Below are 18731 nucleotides of genomic sequence, written 5' to 3' on the forward strand. Positions count from 1 at the left end.
GCTATGGCTAATCGTTCATATTACCCGAATTTGTCTAAACTTCGGCAAGAAGCAGCGAGCGAGAAAACTTCGCCACAGCGATTACAAGAGTTAGCCCAACTCGATATCGAATTAGCACGAATTGTAACGAAAAATGCCAATGCTGCTCCCGATTTATTGTTTGATTTAAGTAATAATTCGGATAACATTATTCGGAAGAATATTGCGAGTAATCCTAACGCACCAACAGAGGTTCTATTTAAATTGGGAACGGAATTTCCGCAGCAGTTATTAGAAAATCCGTTGTTTTCTTTATTGTTATTAGAAAATCCTAACTTTGTCGCCGAGATTCCGCTAATTACTTTACAAGCTTTGTTAAAGCTTGATCGCATTTCTCCCCAATTTCTGGAATTGGCTGCAAATCATCACGATGTAGAAGTGCTGTTAACGATCGCGATCGATCCCAAAACACCACAAGCAGCTTTACAAAGGTTAACTCAAGCCCAAAATATAGAAGTAGCTGAAGCTGCAAGATTACACGTAACTTTAGCTGGAGAAATGCTTTGTGGATGGGATGAAGCAGCGATGCTGGCAATGCAGACGACAAATTTACCACGCGATCGCCAATCTGAAATTTATTTATGGGCTATTGGAGCCGTACCGGAATATTTGTTAACAACGCTTGATGCTGAAGTACGTTTAGATATTGCCCAAACAAGTACAAATGAGCAGGTTTTAGCAATATTGGCGACAGATAGTTATAGTAAGGTGCGGGCAATGGTTGCTCAAAATCCCCATACTCCTATAGATATTGTCGAACAGTTGATGGGAGACGTTAGCGATATAGTCCGCGAAGCTGTTGCTTATCATCCGCATACACCTCTGACTTTACACCAACAGTTTCAAATACAGTTAGAAGCAACCGAAAATCCGGTGTCTGAAGATGTTCTCAGACAGCTTTCTACCAGTCAATGGATGCGAATTCGCTTGGGTGTTGCCGCTCATTCTAACACTCAAAAAGATGTGTTAGTGCAATTAGCAAGCGATGAAGATGTCATGGTACGCAAAGCTGTAGCGCTGAATGTTAACTCGACTGTAGCAGCATTAGAGCAATTGGCAACAGATCGAGATGCTTGGATCGGAAAAATTGTTGCAGTTCATCCAAATAATCCCGCAAAAATTACTCCCAATCTGCAAACTAATACAATATACGACTATATAAATACGGCTCGCGCTCAAGGCATTCCAATTATGCCAGTTTACGCTGTTTACGACCCCAATATATTAACGGCAATGGCGGAGAGTACTAATTACGATACCCGTCAAAGAGTCGCGGAACATCCTAATACTCCTATTCATGTTTTAGAAAAACTCGTCGAAAAAGAAAATAATTCGATTCTGGAAATCGCACTTACCAATCTTTCCCGCAACTCCAAAACCCCCGACAGCACTTTACAATGTCTAGCACAAACTTCCGATTTTAAAATTTGCGCTGCTGTAGCGCGTCATCGCAACGCTTCAGGTACGACGCTCGCACAGTTAGGAGAACATCATCGTTGGGAAATACGCACCATAGTCGCCAAAAATCTCAAAACCCCCTTCCAAACCCTCGTCAAATTAATTCAAGATAAACATCAAACAGTTCGAGAAGCAGCAATAAATAATCCTTACGCCCCAGCAAGCATCTTGAAACAGATGGAAGGACTTAAAAATCCAAATGTACCTCCAGATATGTTAAATACGCTTTCTAGTAGCCAATGGGTGATTATTCGTCAGGCAGTTGCACGTCATCCTAACGCCGATAAAAATCTGCTCAAACAGCTAGCAGAAGATAATATTAGTATGGTGCGTTTAGGTGTAGTTGAAAATCCCAATACCCCTAGTAGCTTGTTGGAATTATTAGCAGTAGATAACTCAGATCCAGTTGCGATCGCAGTTGCTTCCCATACAAAAACATCCTTAAATATTCTCGAACAACTAGCTATTTTAGGTTCACGAGGTAACAAAATTAAGCAAACAGCCCTCAAAGCCTTAATAAAACGCTTTCCAGAGAGAATCAGTCAAGTTTTAGCAGATTGCGTCACATCAAATCCCACATTCACTCGTTTACTCGTCTTATTGCATCTCTCAACACCAAGCGAAATATTAGCGCAAATTCATTCCTCATCTTGGTTAGAAAGATACGCGATCGCCAAAAATCCCAACACCCCCGATAGTATTCGCGCCGCATTAATCCACGATAGTAATAGAATTGTTCGTGCAGCAGCAAAGGGATGGGGGGATGGGGGGATGGGGGGACAAGGGGACAAGGGGAGAAATAACTCCTAACTCCGGTGGTCCTAACTCCTAACTCATAATTCTTTCAATCCAAAATCTAAAATCTAAAATCCAAAATCTAAATGTCCAGTCCCATGACGTTCAACTGCGGTGGATGTTCTACAGTAAATTGATAATAAATTTCTTGTTTCTCTTGTGGTGCAAGGGTTAAATTCAATTTTAATATTCCCATTTCACTGGGTTGAATTTGGGGATTGGTACGATTAAGACGTACTTTGATTTGTTCGTTACGACTCACTGGTAGTTGTTCGATCAGTTCTAATTTCGCTTCTGTATTAAGTAAGTTGCTAATTTGCAGTTTATATGCATAAGTGATTTTACGAAGATTACCAATAAATCTTTTATCGACTTCACGCTCAACTAAATCACGTTCGATTTTCAAACCTTCGTCAATTCCCAAATTTAATTTAAATTCTTCACCTGGCACCGTATTTTGTAAATCGGAAACTCCCACGAAAATATTGTCGTGAAAAATGTTTGCTTTACCGGCTAACAAAGTCGCACCATTATGATTATTCTTGACCTTGGCTTGTAAATAAGCAAAGCTTACCAAACGCGGCATTGCTACATAGCTAAAATGACAGGGATAATCATCTTGGAAAATTGTAGTGTTGTGAGGTGCGCCATCGCTGGGTATATTTCCACTACCATCTAAGTTAAAAGTGACTACATTTCCTTCTTGGGATATTTCTGCTGTAGTTACCTCTGCTTCAATTATTTTCCTTTCTAATTCTGCAATTTCACCCGAGAAATTATCTTCTTCAAAATCAAAATTTCGAGGTTGTGCAGCCATTGGTGGTTCAGCAAACCGTCTTGCTCTTCTTTGATTCATTAACGGTTGCGGAATATCAATATACCAAGGTTGTGGTTTCGGGGGTAAAGTTCCGCTACCCGGTTTAGCTGTAGAAAGAGTTAAATTTACATTTGTCCAATCTTCGCCGGTATTTTGAGTGATTTGCGCCAAATATCCCAGATTAACGTTTTTACTGATGCGATCGACTCGAATATCGTAAAGTGGTTTCCAGCTAGCACGGTTGACTACATAAGACACCTCTAACTCAAATTGTCCTGCTTCACTGGCTTGTATTCCCACCCTCAAATTAAAACTTTCGTGAGGTTGAGGAGATTTAATCTGTTTTAACGAAGCGTACAACACTTCCAACTGAGCATCCAATTCCCGCTGTTGATTTTTATAATCTTCCGTGGAAATGGCGTATTCTGTGTACTGGCTGCCGAGAAAGTTGAGTAAATCCAGAGTTTCGCTCAAACTAATGCTTTTACGCGCTAAACTAATCGAAAATTGCTCTTCAGTCTTCTCTCGTAGACCTTCCAGAAACCGCGACTGTAAAGCTAGAGCATCCATTTGAGCTTGAAATTGACGTTTCTGTGCTTCCAACTCCTCGATTTGTTGATTTAACTGCGACACCCGCGCTACTACCGACTCAGTTGTGTAAATGCGTTCCACATTCACACCCAGCAAACGCACGGCAATATTACCGATACCACGAACCCGCACCGACTCCGTTTCAACAGTTACTGGCAGTTGAGATATTAGTTCCCGCTCAATTCCGCTTAATGCGATCGCACCACGGCGCGTTACCAAGGCTTGATTAGTATAAACTGCAACTGCGACAATATCTGTTTCGATGAATTTACGCGATTCGGATGATATTTCCTGGTTAACCACTGCCAGCTTTTCCTTAATTGCAAACGGTTATGCTGGTTAATTGTTAATCGATAAAAGCATAGCCGTCAATATAATTCGTAATTCGTAATACCCTTCCCTACGGGACACCTTGCGGTGAACAGGGACACAGAAAGGTGAACGTAATTCGTAATTAATTTTTAAAAACCCTTTTCCGAAGCAAATTGCTTTGCAGCTTCTAATAAATAGTCAAAATAAGCGCGTGCAACAATGGACAACTGTTTCCCGTTAGGATAAACCATATACCAATCGCGTTTTATAGGGAAATGCTCTACATCTAAAACCGTTAAGTCTTCAGCATAAGGCATTAAGGTATGGCGAGATAAAACGGAAATTCCCAAACCCCCAGCAATAGCTTGTTTTATCGCTTCATTACTACCTAATTCTAGTTTTACCTTGACTTCTACATTCTTTTCTTCAAATAACTTTTGCACTGCTCTTCTGGTTCCAGAACCAGGTTCCCGCATAATAAAAGGTTGATTTGCTAACCTTGATATGGGAATATTTTTTTCTAAAGCCAAAGGATGATTAACTGGTGCTAAAACTACTAAAGGATTTTCTAAAAATTCTTGATAATTTATGTCAAGATTTTCTGGAATTTGACTCATAATATATAAATCGTCTTGATTATTCGTCATTCGTTCCAGAATGCCTTCATGATTTGTTACCTGTAAAGCAATCTCAATTCCTGGATAAAGTTCGCAAAATGCGCCTAATAAACGTGGAATAAAATATTTTGCTGTAGTAATTACTGCTAAACGCAATTGTCCTTGTTTTAATCCTTTTAAATCCGCTACTTTCATTTCAAACTGAGCCAAAGTATTAAAAAGTTCTTGGCAAGTAGCAAATAATTCTTTTCCTGCTTCTGTAAGATATAGCCGTTTCCCAACTTGTTCAAATAAAGGTATTCCTACCGATTTCGTTAGTTGTTTTATTTGCATGGAAATGGTGGGTTGCGTAAGAAACATCTCTTCTGCGGCGCGAGTAAAACTACCGTGTCGTGCCGCTGCTTCAAACACCTTTAACTGATGCAGCGTCGCCTGATTCAATGGTGATTATCCTCTAATAAAAATTTTTAAATAGACCATCCTTATGATAATGATGACCTTTCATAGATATATATTAACTACTACCGAATAATCAAGTAAGAAAAGCTTTAACCAACGAAAAAAATCTGAGGAATTGCATAGAGTAAAATCTATACCTTTTATTCAAAATCGGTATTTTATTTATGAACCAAAGAAGTTATTATCAATAAGTAAGAGCAACCGCATATAGTGCATTTGGGTAAAAGATGCAGGTATCATCCAATGCCCAATGCCCAATGCCTAATATCCTATTCCAACTCGCCCATTTCTAATCTTTCAACTTCGGGTAAAATTGAGATTTCTTCAAGTACTTTTTCGGGTAACTTGTTTAATTCTGGCAATTCAATTAATTCTGCTTCCCCAACTTGCTCTTTGATGTTAATTGGTAATCTGACGGGTTGACGCTCCTCGATCCAACAGCTTGCTACTGGTAAGGTTTGCTCTAGTTCATCCAACGGACGAGGTATTACCATTACCGCACTCAATTCTCCGATGCGTTCTGCTTCGTACATCCCAGCTTCCACGGCTACTGCAACATTTGCTACAGAGCCGCGAATAATTGCGGTACATAAACCCGCTCCAATTTTCTCATAAGCGGCTAACTGCACATCGGCTGATTTAAGCATGGCATCACTTGCTCCTACCATCGCCGGAAATCCGATTGTTTCTACTAACCCAACTGCTTGATTGCTCAATCGGTTATAGCTTGCTCCTTGGGCGATATTACTTAGCTTACTAGTAATAGGTAATACTATGTTTAAATTAGGATAAGGACGAGGAATTACCAAGCTAGAAATAAACTGTCCGAATTGCTTAGCGGTTTGTTCGCCAGCTTCTACAGCCAAGCGGACATCAGCAACTCCACCGCGAATCACAGCCGTACAGTGTCCCCCGCCAATTTTTTCATATCCGACTAGATGAACCCCAGCAGATTTAAGCATCATATCCGCCGTTCCCACGATCGCGGGAAAACTACTAGTAGATACTAGCCCTAAAGCATCACCTTTGATTTTTTCTCGACCCTGTGATGAAGATTTATTATAAGAATGCATTACTATTTCTCCCCAGTATTCCAACTGACTGTAAAAAGCGAAGGATAAAATTAAACATATTGTTTTTACGCCTTACCTTTCATCCTAGCTTCTATAAAAGATCGAGGGTTAAGTATGAATAGTTGGGGTTCGCGATCGCTTGTTAGGAATTCATTCTTCGGATTCATCCTCAGAAACTGGTGTATTCAAGGATTGTCTGTGGGGAAATAAAGTTATCAGCAGACTTTTAATGTTACTTCTTCCATAGATATGATTTCCAACGCCGTTTGAATTACCATTAGTGGGTTCTGCCGCTGATTCCACCGAATCCGAGGGAACGGTTTCCTCCGTTGAATCTTTACCAGGAGAAAAAGACGAAATTGGAGATGGACTAAAGTAAGGACGAGGTGACGGGGTGAGGGGAGGAGTAACGTAAGTTGAAGAAACTGAAGGATTAGGATCGGATAAAATTTCTTCTGCTTCTGCTTCTGCTTCAACTACAGGTAACTCAGGCTGCTTGACTTTTCCATTCATTTCCTCGGTAGAATCGCCAAAAGACCGACTATTATCTCCGATAACCGAACCTGCTCCAACCACTTTTCCCGGCTCCACAGAAGAGCGAAAAACAGTTGTAGCAGAACCAATACAAGCATTGGCACCAATTTTACCTGCTCCCACCATTAGAAAACCGGCTCCAACATTCGCTCCCGATTCTATCTCTAAAGTTCCTGCATCAATTTGGAGAATTGACCCCATACCAATACAAACCCCAGGACCGATAATTATTTTACTGTTGGGAGCCGCTTGCATTATTACTCCTGGTGCGATGACTGCACTAGCATGAACAATCACCTCGCCACTGAAAAAAGTCTCAAAATTATTATATAGGCGCAGTGGCGGCACGGACATATTTTACCTCGTTGGTGGAGGATGGGAAGATGGAGGGACAAGGGGATGGGGAGATAGGGAGAAAGATAATTATTAACTCCTAACTCTTATCCCCTAATCCAAAATCTAAAATCTAAAATTCGATCATGGACGTTGAATAATGTTTTCGACTACGCGACGCTTGGCTTTCGGTTCGATACCAATTAAGCGGACGTATTCTCCTGGATATTCTGCGAGATAGGATTCTAGAATACCTACTACTTCACTTTCCGATTGTGAATCGATTTGTCCGCAACTTGACCAGGAACCTGTACGAAAACGACGATTGTCTACGTGTTCGGCACTGATTTTATAGCCACCACGTAAAAGATTGCGAACTTCGTCTATGACTTCGGTGCTTAATCGAGTGTTGGTAACAGTTGCTGTAGAACCACTTTCAAAACCTACACCGTATTTCCTCACAGCAGGAGTAAACATTGTCGCTGAGTCGGAACGAGTAGAAGGGGCGCTATATGAACTGCCATTACCGTTGGATGACCCACCCTTAGCATCGTCTGGACGTTGAATAATGCTTTCCAATACCCGACGTTTCGCTTTAGGGTCAATACCAATTAGACGCACGTACTCGCCTTGATGACTTCTCATGCATTCTTCTAAAGCAGAGATCGCATCGTTAACGTTCTTCGTTTCAATTGGGCTACAGCTTTGCCAAGAACCCGTGCGGAAGCGTCTTTCTCCTACGTGTTCCATACCAATTCTGTAACCTCCTGATAGCAAGTTACGAATATGGTCGATGGTTTCGCCATTCAGTTGAGAACTACTGTTATGACCACCATTGCTAGCACTACTGTTATAACCACCATTACTGGAACTACTCTTATAACCAGTATTATTAATGGTTGCAGGAGGAGAGGTATAGGTAGATGTTGTAGTTGGTTTTATCGAACCATCCGGACGTTGGATGATTGTTTCTAGTACACGTTTTTTCTGCTTGGTATCGATGCCAAATAAACGGACGTATTCGCCTTGGTGTTCGTTCATACAGCCTTCTAACGCCGATATTGCTTCACCGACGCTTTTAGTTTCGATGGGATGACAGCTATTCCAAGTACCCGTGCGAAAACGTCTGTTATCTACGTGTTCGGTGCCAATTTTATATCCTTTCTCTAACAGGTAGCGCACTTGCTCTACTGTTTCACTATCTAAACCACTCTTATACACTTCAATACTCCTTTTTTGCAAACCTTTATCTTCGTTTGTATTATATGTGTCTATTTTTCCGCGTACTTCTGCAATACACTTACTGTCTTCAGCACAAAGATAACCCGCTCTAAGTGCTTGATTTACTCCCACTACATGATGAGCAAATTCTTTATCCTGTGGATTTACATCTGGTAAACGGTCGGCTTGCTGTTGACTGGTAATTATTGCTCCAGAAGGTACATATTTACCAGGAGGAATTTCGACATCTTGAATCAAAACGTGCATCATAACGATACAGCCATCGCCGACTCTGGCATTAAATACCGTCGAACGAAAGCCGATAAAGCAGCCACTACCGACATAACATGGTCCGTGAATCAGAGCCATATGGGTAATACAACTGTCTTTACCTATCCATATTGAATATTCTTTTTTATTATCCCCCAGTACGCGACCTTGCTCCAATCCATGTATAACAACACCGTCTTGAATATTGGTATTTTCACCGATAAAAAACGGCGCTCCTTCATCCGCTCGCACCGAACTTCCTGGAGCAACTATTACATTTGCACTGATTTCAACATCACCAATAATATTAGAAAACGAGTGAACGAAAGCAGTTTCATGAATTTGTGGTTCAGCTAAATTTTTTGACCAAGGGGTCGGGGGAGCCGCCCTGCTGCGGACTCTCATAACATTATTTCTCCTGTAATGGGTTAGTTATTAGCTATTAGTTATAGGAACTAGTAACTAATAACTATCTACTAACGACTAACTATTAATATTGTTCTTTTTTGCTGTAAATCAAGCGATTTTCAACGTAAACTGTATCAATTATCGCTACTACTGCTGCATCTATAGGACGCTGCTCGTTGCCATAAACTTGACGTGCAGCACTACCACGGCTGATGAGCACCCACTCATCTACTCCCGCACCAACAGTATCTGCTGCTACTTCGTATTCCGACTGAATGCGTCCTTCTTCATCGATCAGCTGCAATAACAGCAGTTTCACCCCTCTAAAACTTGGATCTTTTTGCGTGCTAGATACTGTACCCCGAACTCTGGCAATTTGCATTCGTTTTTAAGATATTACGGTCTTCCACCATAAGGACGAATTGCGTTGACGTTTTCCCGGAATTGCTCTACATCTTCGGTATATCTAATTGGTAAAACGTATTCTAGGTTTTCGTGGGGACGAGCAATGATATGAGTAGACAATACTTGTCCGCCATTTACTCGCTTCACAGAATCAACTCCTGCTGCAACTGAAGCTTGAACTTCAGACACGTCTCCTCTAACAATAACGGTTACGCGACCCGTACCAATTTTTTCATATCCAACTAAGGTTACACGAGCAGCCTTCACCATCGCATCCGCTGCTTCTACAACTGCTGGAAAACCCAGAGTTTCAACCATTCCAACTGCAATTGACATTACTTTGCTTCCTCAAACAATTTTCTAAATTGACTTACCCATCCCAACCAGGAAATAGGAATTATTGATTCGTCGATCCTGTAAATCAAGATTACTTCGATCGCGCTCTTGGATTCCCTAGTAAGATTTAACCGAATATCCGCACCAACCAATTGGTCAAAGTATTTAGTTAATTTAGGAAAAACCTAGAGAGATTTTTTCAGATCCAAAAACCATTTTACAACCTGCAATACCGTGCGCCCCCCACGGTACATTTTATTACAGGTGTTTATTTAGCTTCCTACGCTATTATTGCCATTATTTAATAACGACTAGATTTTTTCAATGCGTGCTTACTTCACGAATAAATCCAATATTTAGGCATTTCAAATTATTAATAGCCCTTAAGTTCGGAATTGCTCTACTGCTTCGGTATACCTAATTGGTAGAACGTATTCCAAGTTTTCATGGGGACGCGCAATAATGTGGGTGGAAACAACTTCACCACCGTTTACCCTTCTTGCAGCTTCGATACCTGCTGCAACTGAAGCTTGTACCTCAGAAACATCTCCACGCACAATTACTGTTACGCGAGCGCTACCGATTTTCTCATAACCCACCAGGGTGACACGAGCGGCTTTCACCATCGCATCAGCAGCTTCTACTACTGCCGGAAACCCCTTAGTTTCAATCATTCCAACTGCTATAGGCATTTACTGACTCCAACTTAACTAAATTAGTACTCAACGAAGGCAATTATATGACGGGTATGCTCTTTTAGGATTTAAAAAAAAGACTCCCTAAATTAAGCATATGAAAGCTTTGCACCCCTTGCAATATAAATTAGTATAATAGTTTGTAATAAAAGCATTTTAAAAAACTTAACATATCTTTGAGGGCCGATCGCTACTCAATCGAAGTTTACGGTTTCTAGAGTAGACACTTGTGCTTTATACTTTTTTTATCACATTTGCCCAATCCGCGTTCATAGAGGCGTAAATTTGGCGTATGGAAAGATGACTTTAGTCTCAAAGAATGCTATAGCAGTCTTTCTATATGCATTGTCATTGGTGCAAAAAAGATATAAAGAAAATATAAACTTTTCTTATCAGACATATTGTTTTTAGTTTTTTAATTAAGAAGCGCTAAACAATAAATTAGGATTACTGATTAAAAATATAGTAAAAAAAGAGTGAAATATTGAGAGTACAACTTGATTTTTTTGTCAAGTAATTTGTGAAAAGCGTGAATCGAGAAAAAATCAATTTAATAAAGCATGAATTGATATTTTCTGTAATTAAGTAGGCTGGAGGATTAAAAAAAATAGAAAAATTTCTTAAAGACTATTAAGGATTATTTGTAGCGGTAATTTGCATGAATGAATTTCTGTTTTCAACAACTTGGTGTTTGCCTTTATACGGATTAGTCGGTGCGCTGTTAACTTTGCCTTGGGCCACGGGATTGATTAAGCGTACCGGACCAAGACCGGCAGCTTATTTAAATTTAATCACAACAGGGTTAGCTTTTTTTCATAGTTTATTCGTATTTAAAGAGATTTGGAACAGCGAACCACAAACTATTATCATAAATTGGTTTTCCGCAGCAGAAATAAATTTCTCTTTTGCATTAGATATATCGTCAGTAAGTTTTGGTGCAACGGTTTTAATTGTCGGACTAAGTTTGTTAACGCAAATTTACGCTTTAGGGTATTTGGAAAAAGACTGGGCGATCGCCAGATTTTTTGCTTTGTTCGGCTTTTTTGAAGCCGCTTTGAGTGCTTTAGCGATCAGCGATTCTTTGTTACTCAGCTACATGGTACTTGAAGTCTTAACTCTCTCAACTTACCTGTTAGTGGGATTTTGGTACGCACAACCGTTGGTAGTTACAGCAGCGCGAGATGCATTTCTTACCAAGCGGGTAGGAGATTTATTATTATTAATGGGAGTGGTAGCGGTAGGTACGATGGCAGGTAGTTGGAATTTTTCCGACTTGTATGAATGGGCGCAAACAGCACAGTTAAGTCCTTTGACATCAACCTTGCTCGGTTTAGCACTAATTGCGGGACCTGCTGGTAAATGCGCCCAGTTCCCACTGCATTTATGGTTGGATGAAGCGATGGAAGGTCCCAACCCAGCTTCGGTATTGCGAAACTCTTTGGTAGTTGCTGGTGGTGCTTACGTACTTTACAAGCTGCAACCGATTTTAGCTTTATCACCAATAGCTTTAAATACTTTATTAATTATCGGGACGATGACAGCAGTCGGTGCGAGTTTAGTTTCCATCGCTCAGATCGATATTAAGCGAACTTTATCTCATTCCACCAGCGCATACATGGGTTTAGTCTTTATTGCAGCAGGTATGCAACAAGGTGGTGTGGCACTGTTATTATTATTTACTCACGCGATCGCTAAAGCTTTATTATTTATGAGCGCCGGTTCAGTGATTTATACTACCCATAGCCAAGATATCACTGAAATGGGTGGGTTATGGTCGCGAATGCCTGCAACCACTACGGCTTTTATTGTCGGTTCCGCTGGGATGGTAACGCTGCTACCCTTGGGAAGCTTTTGGGCAATGCTGTCATGGGCGGATGGTTTTTTTGTAACTAGTCCTTGGGTAGTTGGGATTTTAATTGTAGTCAATGGTTTGACAGCCTTAAATTTGACAAGAGTATTTCGGTTGGCTTTTTGGGGAGAACCGCAACAAAAAACCCGTCGAACTCCAGAAGTACATTGGCCAATGGCATTACCAATGGTATCGCTAACCATAGTTACTTTGTTAGTTCCGGTAATGCTTCGGCAATGGTATTTATTACCAACTTGGGACAGTATAAATTGGTATGTATTAGGAGCATTAGTATGTTCGAGTTTACTCGGAGTAATTATTGGTTCCACAATTTATCTACATAAAGCTTGGTCTAGGTCTAGAATATTGACTTGGAGATTTATTCAAGATTTATTAGGATACGACTTTTATATCGACCATGTTTATCGAGTCACGGTAGTCGGTGCTGTAGCATTGCTGTCCAAAATTTCCGCTTGGAGCGATCGCTATTTAGTCGATGGATTAGTAAATTTAGTCGGTTTCGCCGCAATTTTCAGCGGACAAAGTTTAAAATACAGCATTTCCGGACGTTCTCAAGGTTATTTATTGACCATTGTGTTCGGAGTCAGTTTAATCGGCTTATTTATCAGCTGGTCATCAGGATTGCTTGATAATTTCCCAACCTATTTTGGATTTTAGATTCAAATAGGGAGTAGAGAGTAGGGAGGAGTTAAGAGTTAAGAAGAGTTATAAATTTAAAATTTTTTCTCTCCATCCCCCCATCTCCCCATCTCCCCATCCCCCCATCCCCCATCCCCTCTAATTCCCCATGCTGAGTATTTTAATTTTCCTGCCGCTTTTAGGTGCGGCTTTGATTGGGTTTTTCCCCGTTGGTATAACGTCAAAAATTTCCCGTGGAATAGCTTTAACTGTTGCTGCTATGTCTTTTTTATGGACGTTGCTATTAGCTAGTCAGTTTAATTTAGGTGAAGTGAATCAGCAGTTTAGTGAATTCATCCCTTGGATAGATGCATTAGGACTTAACTATCATATTGGAATTGATGGTTTATCTTTGCCTCTGTTGATTTTAAATGCACTGCTGACCGGGATAGCTATATATACTACTGACACAGCGATACTGCGATCGCGACTATATTATTCTTTGTTACTGTTGCTCAACGTGGGAGTTACAGGAGCATTTTTATCGCAAGATTTGTTGCTATTTTTCCTATTTTACGAACTGGAATTAATTCCTTTGTATTTGCTGATTGCGATATGGGGTGGGGAACGTCGGGGTTATGCAGCGACGAAGTTTTTGATTTATACTGCTGTTTCCGGAATTTTGGTTTTAGCTAGTTTCCTTGGATTGGTTTGGTTGAGCGGTAGCTCTAGTTTTAGTTTAGACAGCTTGCAAACCAGTTCCATACCCTTAGCTACACAGATTTTACTCCTATTGGGGATTTTAATTGGTTTTGGGATCAAAATTCCTTTGGTACCCTTGCATACCTGGTTGCCAGATGCTCACGTAGAAGCCTCCACCCCAATTTCCTTGCTGCTGGCTGGAGTTCTGCTGAAATTAGGCACTTACGGGATGCTGCGTTTTGGAATGTTTTTGTTACCAGAAGCTTGGACATACTTAAGCCCTTGGCTAGCCACTTGGGCAGTAGTGAGCGTGTTGTACGGTGCATCTTGCGCGATCGCTCAAAAAGATATGAAAAAAATGGTGGCTTACAGTTCCGTAGCACATATGGGGTACATTCTTCTAGGTGCGGCTGCTGCGACACCTTTAAGTATATTAGGCATCGTGATGCAAATGATTAGCCACGGTTTAATATCAGCGCTGCTGTTTTTGCTCGTAGGAGTAATTTATAAAAAAGCAGGTAGTCGCGATTTGGATGTTGTCCAAGGATTACTAAATCCAGAAAGAGGCTTACCTTTAATTGGTAGTTTGATGGTTCTAGGAGTAATGGCAAGTGCTGGGATACCGGGAATGGTGGGATTTATTTCGGAATTTATCGTATTTCGGGCTAGTTTTGCAGTTTTTCCCATACAAACTTTATTGTGCATGATTGGAACCGGCTTAACTGCTGTTTACTTCTTGATTCTCATGAGCAAAGCCTTTTTCGGACGCTTATCCGAACAAGTAATAAATTTACCCCGCGTCTATTGGTCGGATAGAATGCCAGCAATTGTTTTAGCAGTATTAATCGTAATTTTTGGCATTCAACCGAATTGGCTAATCCGCTGGACAGAATCAACAACTAATTCAATAATGAATGCACAAAATCCGATTGTAAATGTATCTTTTAATAAGTAACAATAAAAATGGAAATGGTTAGGATTGTTAATTGTTGATTGTTATTTTTTAATTACCAATTACCAATTCCCCATTCCCCATTCACAATTCCCAATTTAAATTTATCAATATTTTAGGAGAAATCTTTATGGTGGGAACCACTACTAAAAAAAATAAACTTAATAAGCATCCTTTAGCTGAATACATCGAACGTTTATTAAGTGGAGAAGCATTGCTTCCCGACACTCCAGAAAACGTAATTGAAGTAGTTGGAGTTCTTCACAGTTACGGTATTGTTTTAGATGCTTATTCAAAGAATCTAATATACTTCGCTGAAAATCAATTTTTAATATTCTTCCCCTTTTTTAAATATTTTAACGGCGAAATTAACTTTAAAAAACTGCTGCGTCACTGGCAGCATGATAGAATCAATTACGAATACGCCGAATACTGCATGAAATCAATGATGTGGCACGGTGGTGGTGGATTAGATGAATACCTAGATTCAAAAGAATTTAAACGCTTAGCACAAGCAGTTATCAACGCTAAATTTAAGAATAACCCTTTTGTTTTAAGTATTAACCAACTGTTTCCAGAATTTTTAATTGAACAGTTACGAGTTTGCTCGTATTACAGCGGTTTAGGACAATTTTGGCGCGTTATGTCTGATGCGTTTATGAGTTTATCAGACCTCTACAATAAAGGCAAAATTACATCAATTGCTCAAGTTGTAGACCATGTAAAAGCGGGTTTGGTAGCGAATGCAAGTAACCCGATTACTTATAGCGTTAAAATTCGCGGTAAAGCTTACAACATAATTCCCGAAAAAGCTGGTTTAACCTTTTTAATGGATACCGCTGTACCTTATGTCGAAGCAATTTTCTTTAGAGGAACGGCTTTTCACGGAACAGTTTCTTATAACGCTCAAGCTTATCAAATCCCCCCAGACCAAGCAAGATTTCAGTACGGTGCGTTGTATGCAGACCCTTTACCAATTGGTGGTGCGGGGATTCCTCCAACATTGTTAATGCAAGATATGCGCCACTATTTACCCGAATATTTACGCAATATTTATCGTCAAACTCGTCGGGGAGAAGATGATTTATTAGTGCAAATTTGTAAGAGCTTCCAAAAATCAATGTACTGCGTGACTACATCTACAATTTTGGGATTAATGCCTTATCCAGCAGATACTACCGAAGGTTCCGAGCAAGAAGCAAATCAAGTGTATTTACGAAATTGGATGGATCGGCTGATCGATTCACAGTTAGAAGTGGTGAACGAATTGCCTATAGCTTGTGAAGTCGCTTTACCGAAGTGGATGTAGAGAAATAAGTAGAGAGTAGAAAATCAAAAGTTTTTTTTTGTAGAGGAAGTATTTATTTGATAGGCTTTTTGTCTGTCATTTTTTTTACAGATGAATCAAATTTATGAACGAACCAAATACTAATTACGATAGTCCTTGGAAAGAAATTATTGAAGAATATTTTCCTCAATTTATCGAATTTTTCTTTTACGATGCTTATGTTGAAATTGATTGGGAACGTCCCTACGAATTTTTAGATACGGAATTACAACAATTAGAACCAGATGCGGAAATCGGTAAGCGATTAGTTGATAAAGTAGCAAAAGTTTGGCTGTTAAATGGTGAAGAAGCTTGGGTATTGATTCATGTGGAAGTCCAAGGACAATATGACAGCAAATTCCCCCAACGGATGTACATTTATAATTACCGTTTGTTTGACCGTCATAAAAAGCGAGTCATAAGTTTAGCAGTTTTAGCAGACAACGATGTAAATTGGCGACCTCAAAGTTACGGTTATCAATTAGGTGGATGTCGGGTGAGCTTAGAATTTCCCACTGTAAAATTGCTAGACTATGAAGCACAATGGCAAACTTTAGAAGAAACCGAAAATCCCTTTGGATTGGTTGTCATGGCACACTTGAAAACCAAAGCAACCAGCCAAAACCCGGAAAGTCGTTTACAGTGGAAGTTAAGACTAGTTAGAAGTCTTTTCGCGAAAGGATATAACCGAGAAGAAATTATTGGATTATTCCGGTTTATCGACTGGATAATGTTTTTACCGAAAGAATTAGCAGATAGTTTTAAAGTCGAACTCAGGAATGATGAGGAGGTAAATAGAATGCGTTATGTAACAAGTATTGAAAGATTGGCAAAGGAAGAAGGGGTTATTGAAACTCTTCGAGAAAGCGTGATTGAAACTTTAGCAACACGATTTGAAGAAGTACCTATACGAGTTGTTGAAGCTGTTAATGAAATTGATGATGTTGCTGTTTTGAAAAGTTTATTTAGAAGAGCAATTCTTGTTAGTTCGATGGCGGAGTTTGAGGATGATTTAACTGCTTTTTAGTTAATTGTAGGACTTACGCACTCGTAACGAAAAATAAGGCTTTGCGATGAACCGCACCTACGGTGAATACTGAGTCCTTCGGACAGGCTCCGCTAACATTCCATACAACCTACCCACTGCTCCCTATTGCCCGTTCCTTTTTTTTATAGCAATTTACTTAACTGCATAAGTTGATTCTTTTCGCACCTATATTACGATTAGCAGGTGATACCTCTGCTCGCAAACGAAAATTTCACCGTTAAAAGAGGAAAAGACCAATGACTAACAAAATTTACGCTTTACTTGTTGGTATTAATGAATATCATCCTCAATCAGGAGTTAATTCACTAAAGGGTTGCATTAATGATATTGAAGCAATTGAAACATACTTACGCAACCGAATTACTATTGACAATAAATGGGAATTAGTTACGCAGAAGTTAACTAATGATAAAGCAACACGTCAAGCGGTGATCGACGGCTTTTCGCAACATCTAACTAAAGCTGACAAGGATGATGTTGTATTCTTTTATTATGCGGGTCATGGTTCCTATGAGCCAGCACCAGAGGTTTTTCGCAAGCAAGAACGAGATGGTAAAATTGAAACTTTAGTTTGCTACGATAGCCGTACATCAGGAGTTAAAGACTTAGCAGATAAAGAATTAAACTATTTAATTGAGCAAGTAGCAAAAAATAAGCCCCATATCTTAATTATTTTGGATTCTTGTCACTCCGGTACTGCAACAAGAGATCCAGAAATTGTTGAACGTCAAACAAATCCCAATGGACAAGCAAGACATTTAGAAGACTTTCTTTTTAGCACAAATGAACCAGAATGGCTTAATTTGCGCTTAAGCAATAGTTATAAACGACCAAAACATATATTAATTTCTGCTTGTCGTGACTTTCAAACTGCGAAAGAGCATACAGGTTCAGATGGTCAACGTCGTGGTGCTTTTTCTTACTTTTTAACGGAAGCTTTAGTGCGTACTAATGGTAGTTTATTATACGCAAATTTAGTTCAAGATATTAATGCTTTGATCACTGGTAAAGTTAAAGATCAGTCACCGCAAATAGAAGCAGAATCCGATGATTTAACCCAAACTTTCTTGGAAGGTGCAGCAGGGGAACGGATAAATTATTTTACCTTGAGTTATGACAAACAAAAGAATAATAGTTGGGTAATTAACGGTGGTATTTTACATGGTATTCGTCCAACTTCTGAAGGTGAGACTGTTTTAGCTATTTTTCCTCAAGGAAGTACATCAGAACAGTTACAAGTAATTGACAATGCAATTTGTAAAGCTAAGTTGACTCAAGTAAGTACAGAATTTAGTGTGGCTGAAATTATTAGCGGTACTAGTGTATTGTCTGAAGATGAGCCATTATGGGCAATTGTAACTGAAGCACCATTACCTAAGTTAAAGGTATATTTTCAAGGTGAAACAAAAGGTATCGAACTAGCTCGTACAGAACTTTCAAAAGTTAATGCTGGTAAACCTTCCTTATGTGTTCGAGAAAGCGAATCCTTGATGGATGCTGATTATTATTTAGAAGCTGTTGAAGGTCAATTTTGGATTAAACAAACTGCTGATAAAAAGCCATTAGTCGCACCTGTTCCGGAAGTACCGCAGACTCAATACACTGCAAATGATGCAGAGATAATTATCAAACGTTTAGAGCATATTGCACGCTGGAAAAATATTCTGGAATTGAAAACTCCACCTACTAGTCAAATTAAAGCTGGTGATGTGGAGATGGAAGTTATTGTTACTTCTGGAGGTAATCAATTTTCTTCTAAAACAGAAACTTCAGCTTTAGTAGGGGAATATACTTGGAAAGATAACGAGTCTGAGCCACCACGAGTAGAAATCCAAGTTACGAATCATAGTG

General features: G+C 39.6%; 14 protein-coding genes. 6 read left to right on the plus strand and 8 right to left on the minus strand.

The features are described 5' to 3' along the window. Positions 1-3 precede the first annotated feature (3 nt). Positions 4-2307, plus strand: a complete 2304-nt coding sequence (locus tag VB797_RS27730; protein WP_323240994.1) for a hypothetical protein — start codon at positions 4-6, stop codon at positions 2305-2307. Between the two features lie 67 nt (positions 2308-2374). Here VB797_RS27730 and VB797_RS27735 read toward each other — a convergent pair whose 3' ends face one another. From VB797_RS27735 to VB797_RS27770, 8 genes are all read right to left on the minus strand, one after another. Continuing rightward, positions 2375-4003: a mucoidy inhibitor MuiA family protein gene (locus tag VB797_RS27735; RefSeq protein ID WP_323240995.1), complete on the minus strand. Its 1629-nt coding sequence runs from the start codon at positions 4001-4003 to the stop codon at positions 2375-2377. A gap of 158 nt (positions 4004-4161) precedes the next feature. Further along, entirely contained in the window at positions 4162-5070 is a 909-nt protein-coding gene (locus VB797_RS27740; protein WP_323240996.1) for a LysR family transcriptional regulator, read from the minus strand. 287 nt (positions 5071-5357) lie between these two features. Beyond that, entirely contained in the window at positions 5358-6161 is an 804-nt protein-coding gene (locus VB797_RS27745; protein ID WP_323240997.1) for a BMC domain-containing protein, read from the minus strand. 150 nt (positions 6162-6311) lie between these two features. Further along, positions 6312-7049 (minus strand): transferase, encoded by a 738-nt coding sequence (locus tag VB797_RS27750; protein WP_323240998.1) that lies wholly within the window; start codon positions 7047-7049, stop codon positions 6312-6314. Between the two features lie 123 nt (positions 7050-7172). Next, complete coding sequence (locus tag VB797_RS27755) at positions 7173-8924, minus strand: ribulose bisphosphate carboxylase small subunit (protein ID WP_323240999.1); 1752 nt, start codon at positions 8922-8924, stop codon at positions 7173-7175. 85 nt (positions 8925-9009) lie between these two features. Continuing rightward, positions 9010-9309, minus strand: a complete 300-nt coding sequence (locus VB797_RS27760; RefSeq protein WP_323241000.1) for a EutN/CcmL family microcompartment protein — start codon at positions 9307-9309, stop codon at positions 9010-9012. Between the two features lie 14 nt (positions 9310-9323). Continuing rightward, positions 9324-9668 carry a carbon dioxide-concentrating mechanism protein CcmK gene (locus VB797_RS27765; RefSeq protein ID WP_323241001.1) on the minus strand — a complete coding sequence of 115 codons (345 nt, stop codon included), beginning with the start codon at positions 9666-9668 and terminating at the stop codon, positions 9324-9326. A gap of 383 nt (positions 9669-10051) precedes the next feature. Then, positions 10052-10360 carry a carbon dioxide-concentrating mechanism protein CcmK gene (locus tag VB797_RS27770; protein WP_010995042.1) on the minus strand — a complete coding sequence of 103 codons (309 nt, stop codon included), beginning with the start codon at positions 10358-10360 and terminating at the stop codon, positions 10052-10054. A gap of 661 nt (positions 10361-11021) precedes the next feature. Here VB797_RS27770 and VB797_RS27775 point away from each other — a divergent pair. The 5 genes from VB797_RS27775 to VB797_RS27795 all read left to right on the plus strand — a co-directional run. After that, positions 11022-12890, plus strand: coding sequence for an NAD(P)H-quinone oxidoreductase subunit F (locus tag VB797_RS27775; RefSeq protein WP_323241002.1), 1869 nt, complete (start codon positions 11022-11024; stop codon positions 12888-12890). Between the two features lie 130 nt (positions 12891-13020). Then, positions 13021-14508: an NADH-quinone oxidoreductase subunit M gene (locus tag VB797_RS27780; protein ID WP_323241003.1), complete on the plus strand. Its 1488-nt coding sequence runs from the start codon at positions 13021-13023 to the stop codon at positions 14506-14508. A 127-nt stretch (positions 14509-14635) separates the two neighbouring features. Continuing rightward, positions 14636-15814, plus strand: coding sequence for a CO2 hydration protein (locus VB797_RS27785; protein ID WP_323241004.1), 1179 nt, complete (start codon positions 14636-14638; stop codon positions 15812-15814). A gap of 103 nt (positions 15815-15917) precedes the next feature. Then, positions 15918-16859, plus strand: a complete 942-nt coding sequence (locus tag VB797_RS27790) for a transposase (protein WP_323241005.1) — start codon at positions 15918-15920, stop codon at positions 16857-16859. Positions 16860-17116: 257 nt separating this feature from the next. Further along, positions 17117-18731, plus strand: a 1615-nt coding sequence (locus VB797_RS27795; RefSeq protein ID WP_323241006.1) for a caspase family protein, incomplete at its 3' end; no start/stop codon positions are given.

Origin of the sequence: Rivularia sp. UHCC 0363, from assembly GCF_034931125.1 — a bacterium.
Taxonomy (GTDB): domain Bacteria; phylum Cyanobacteriota; class Cyanobacteriia; order Cyanobacteriales; family Nostocaceae; genus Rivularia.

Bases quoted from the DNA above. Each gene is read 5' to 3' on its own strand.
- VB797_RS27780 (WP_323241003.1), top strand. From the start codon at position 13,021: ATGCTGAGTATTTTAATTTTCCTGCCGCTTTTAGGTGCGGCTTTGATT.
- VB797_RS27790 (WP_323241005.1), top strand. From the start codon at position 15,918: ATGAACGAACCAAATACTAATTACGATAGTCCTTGGAAAGAAATTATT.
- VB797_RS27745 (WP_323240997.1), bottom strand. From the start codon at position 6,161: ATGCATTCTTATAATAAATCTTCATCACAGGGTCGAGAAAAAATCAAA.
- VB797_RS27775 (WP_323241002.1), top strand. From the start codon at position 11,022: ATGAATGAATTTCTGTTTTCAACAACTTGGTGTTTGCCTTTATACGGA.
- VB797_RS27785 (WP_323241004.1), top strand. From the start codon at position 14,636: ATGGTGGGAACCACTACTAAAAAAAATAAACTTAATAAGCATCCTTTA.
- VB797_RS27770 (WP_010995042.1), bottom strand. From the start codon at position 10,360: ATGCCTATAGCAGTTGGAATGATTGAAACTAAGGGGTTTCCGGCAGTA.
- VB797_RS27760 (WP_323241000.1), bottom strand. From the start codon at position 9,309: ATGCAAATTGCCAGAGTTCGGGGTACAGTATCTAGCACGCAAAAAGAT.
- VB797_RS27755 (WP_323240999.1), bottom strand. From the start codon at position 8,924: ATGAGAGTCCGCAGCAGGGCGGCTCCCCCGACCCCTTGGTCAAAAAAT.
- VB797_RS27750 (WP_323240998.1), bottom strand. From the start codon at position 7,049: ATGTCCGTGCCGCCACTGCGCCTATATAATAATTTTGAGACTTTTTTC.
- VB797_RS27730 (WP_323240994.1), top strand. From the start codon at position 4: ATGGCTAATCGTTCATATTACCCGAATTTGTCTAAACTTCGGCAAGAA.
- VB797_RS27765 (WP_323241001.1), bottom strand. From the start codon at position 9,668: ATGTCAATTGCAGTTGGAATGGTTGAAACTCTGGGTTTTCCAGCAGTT.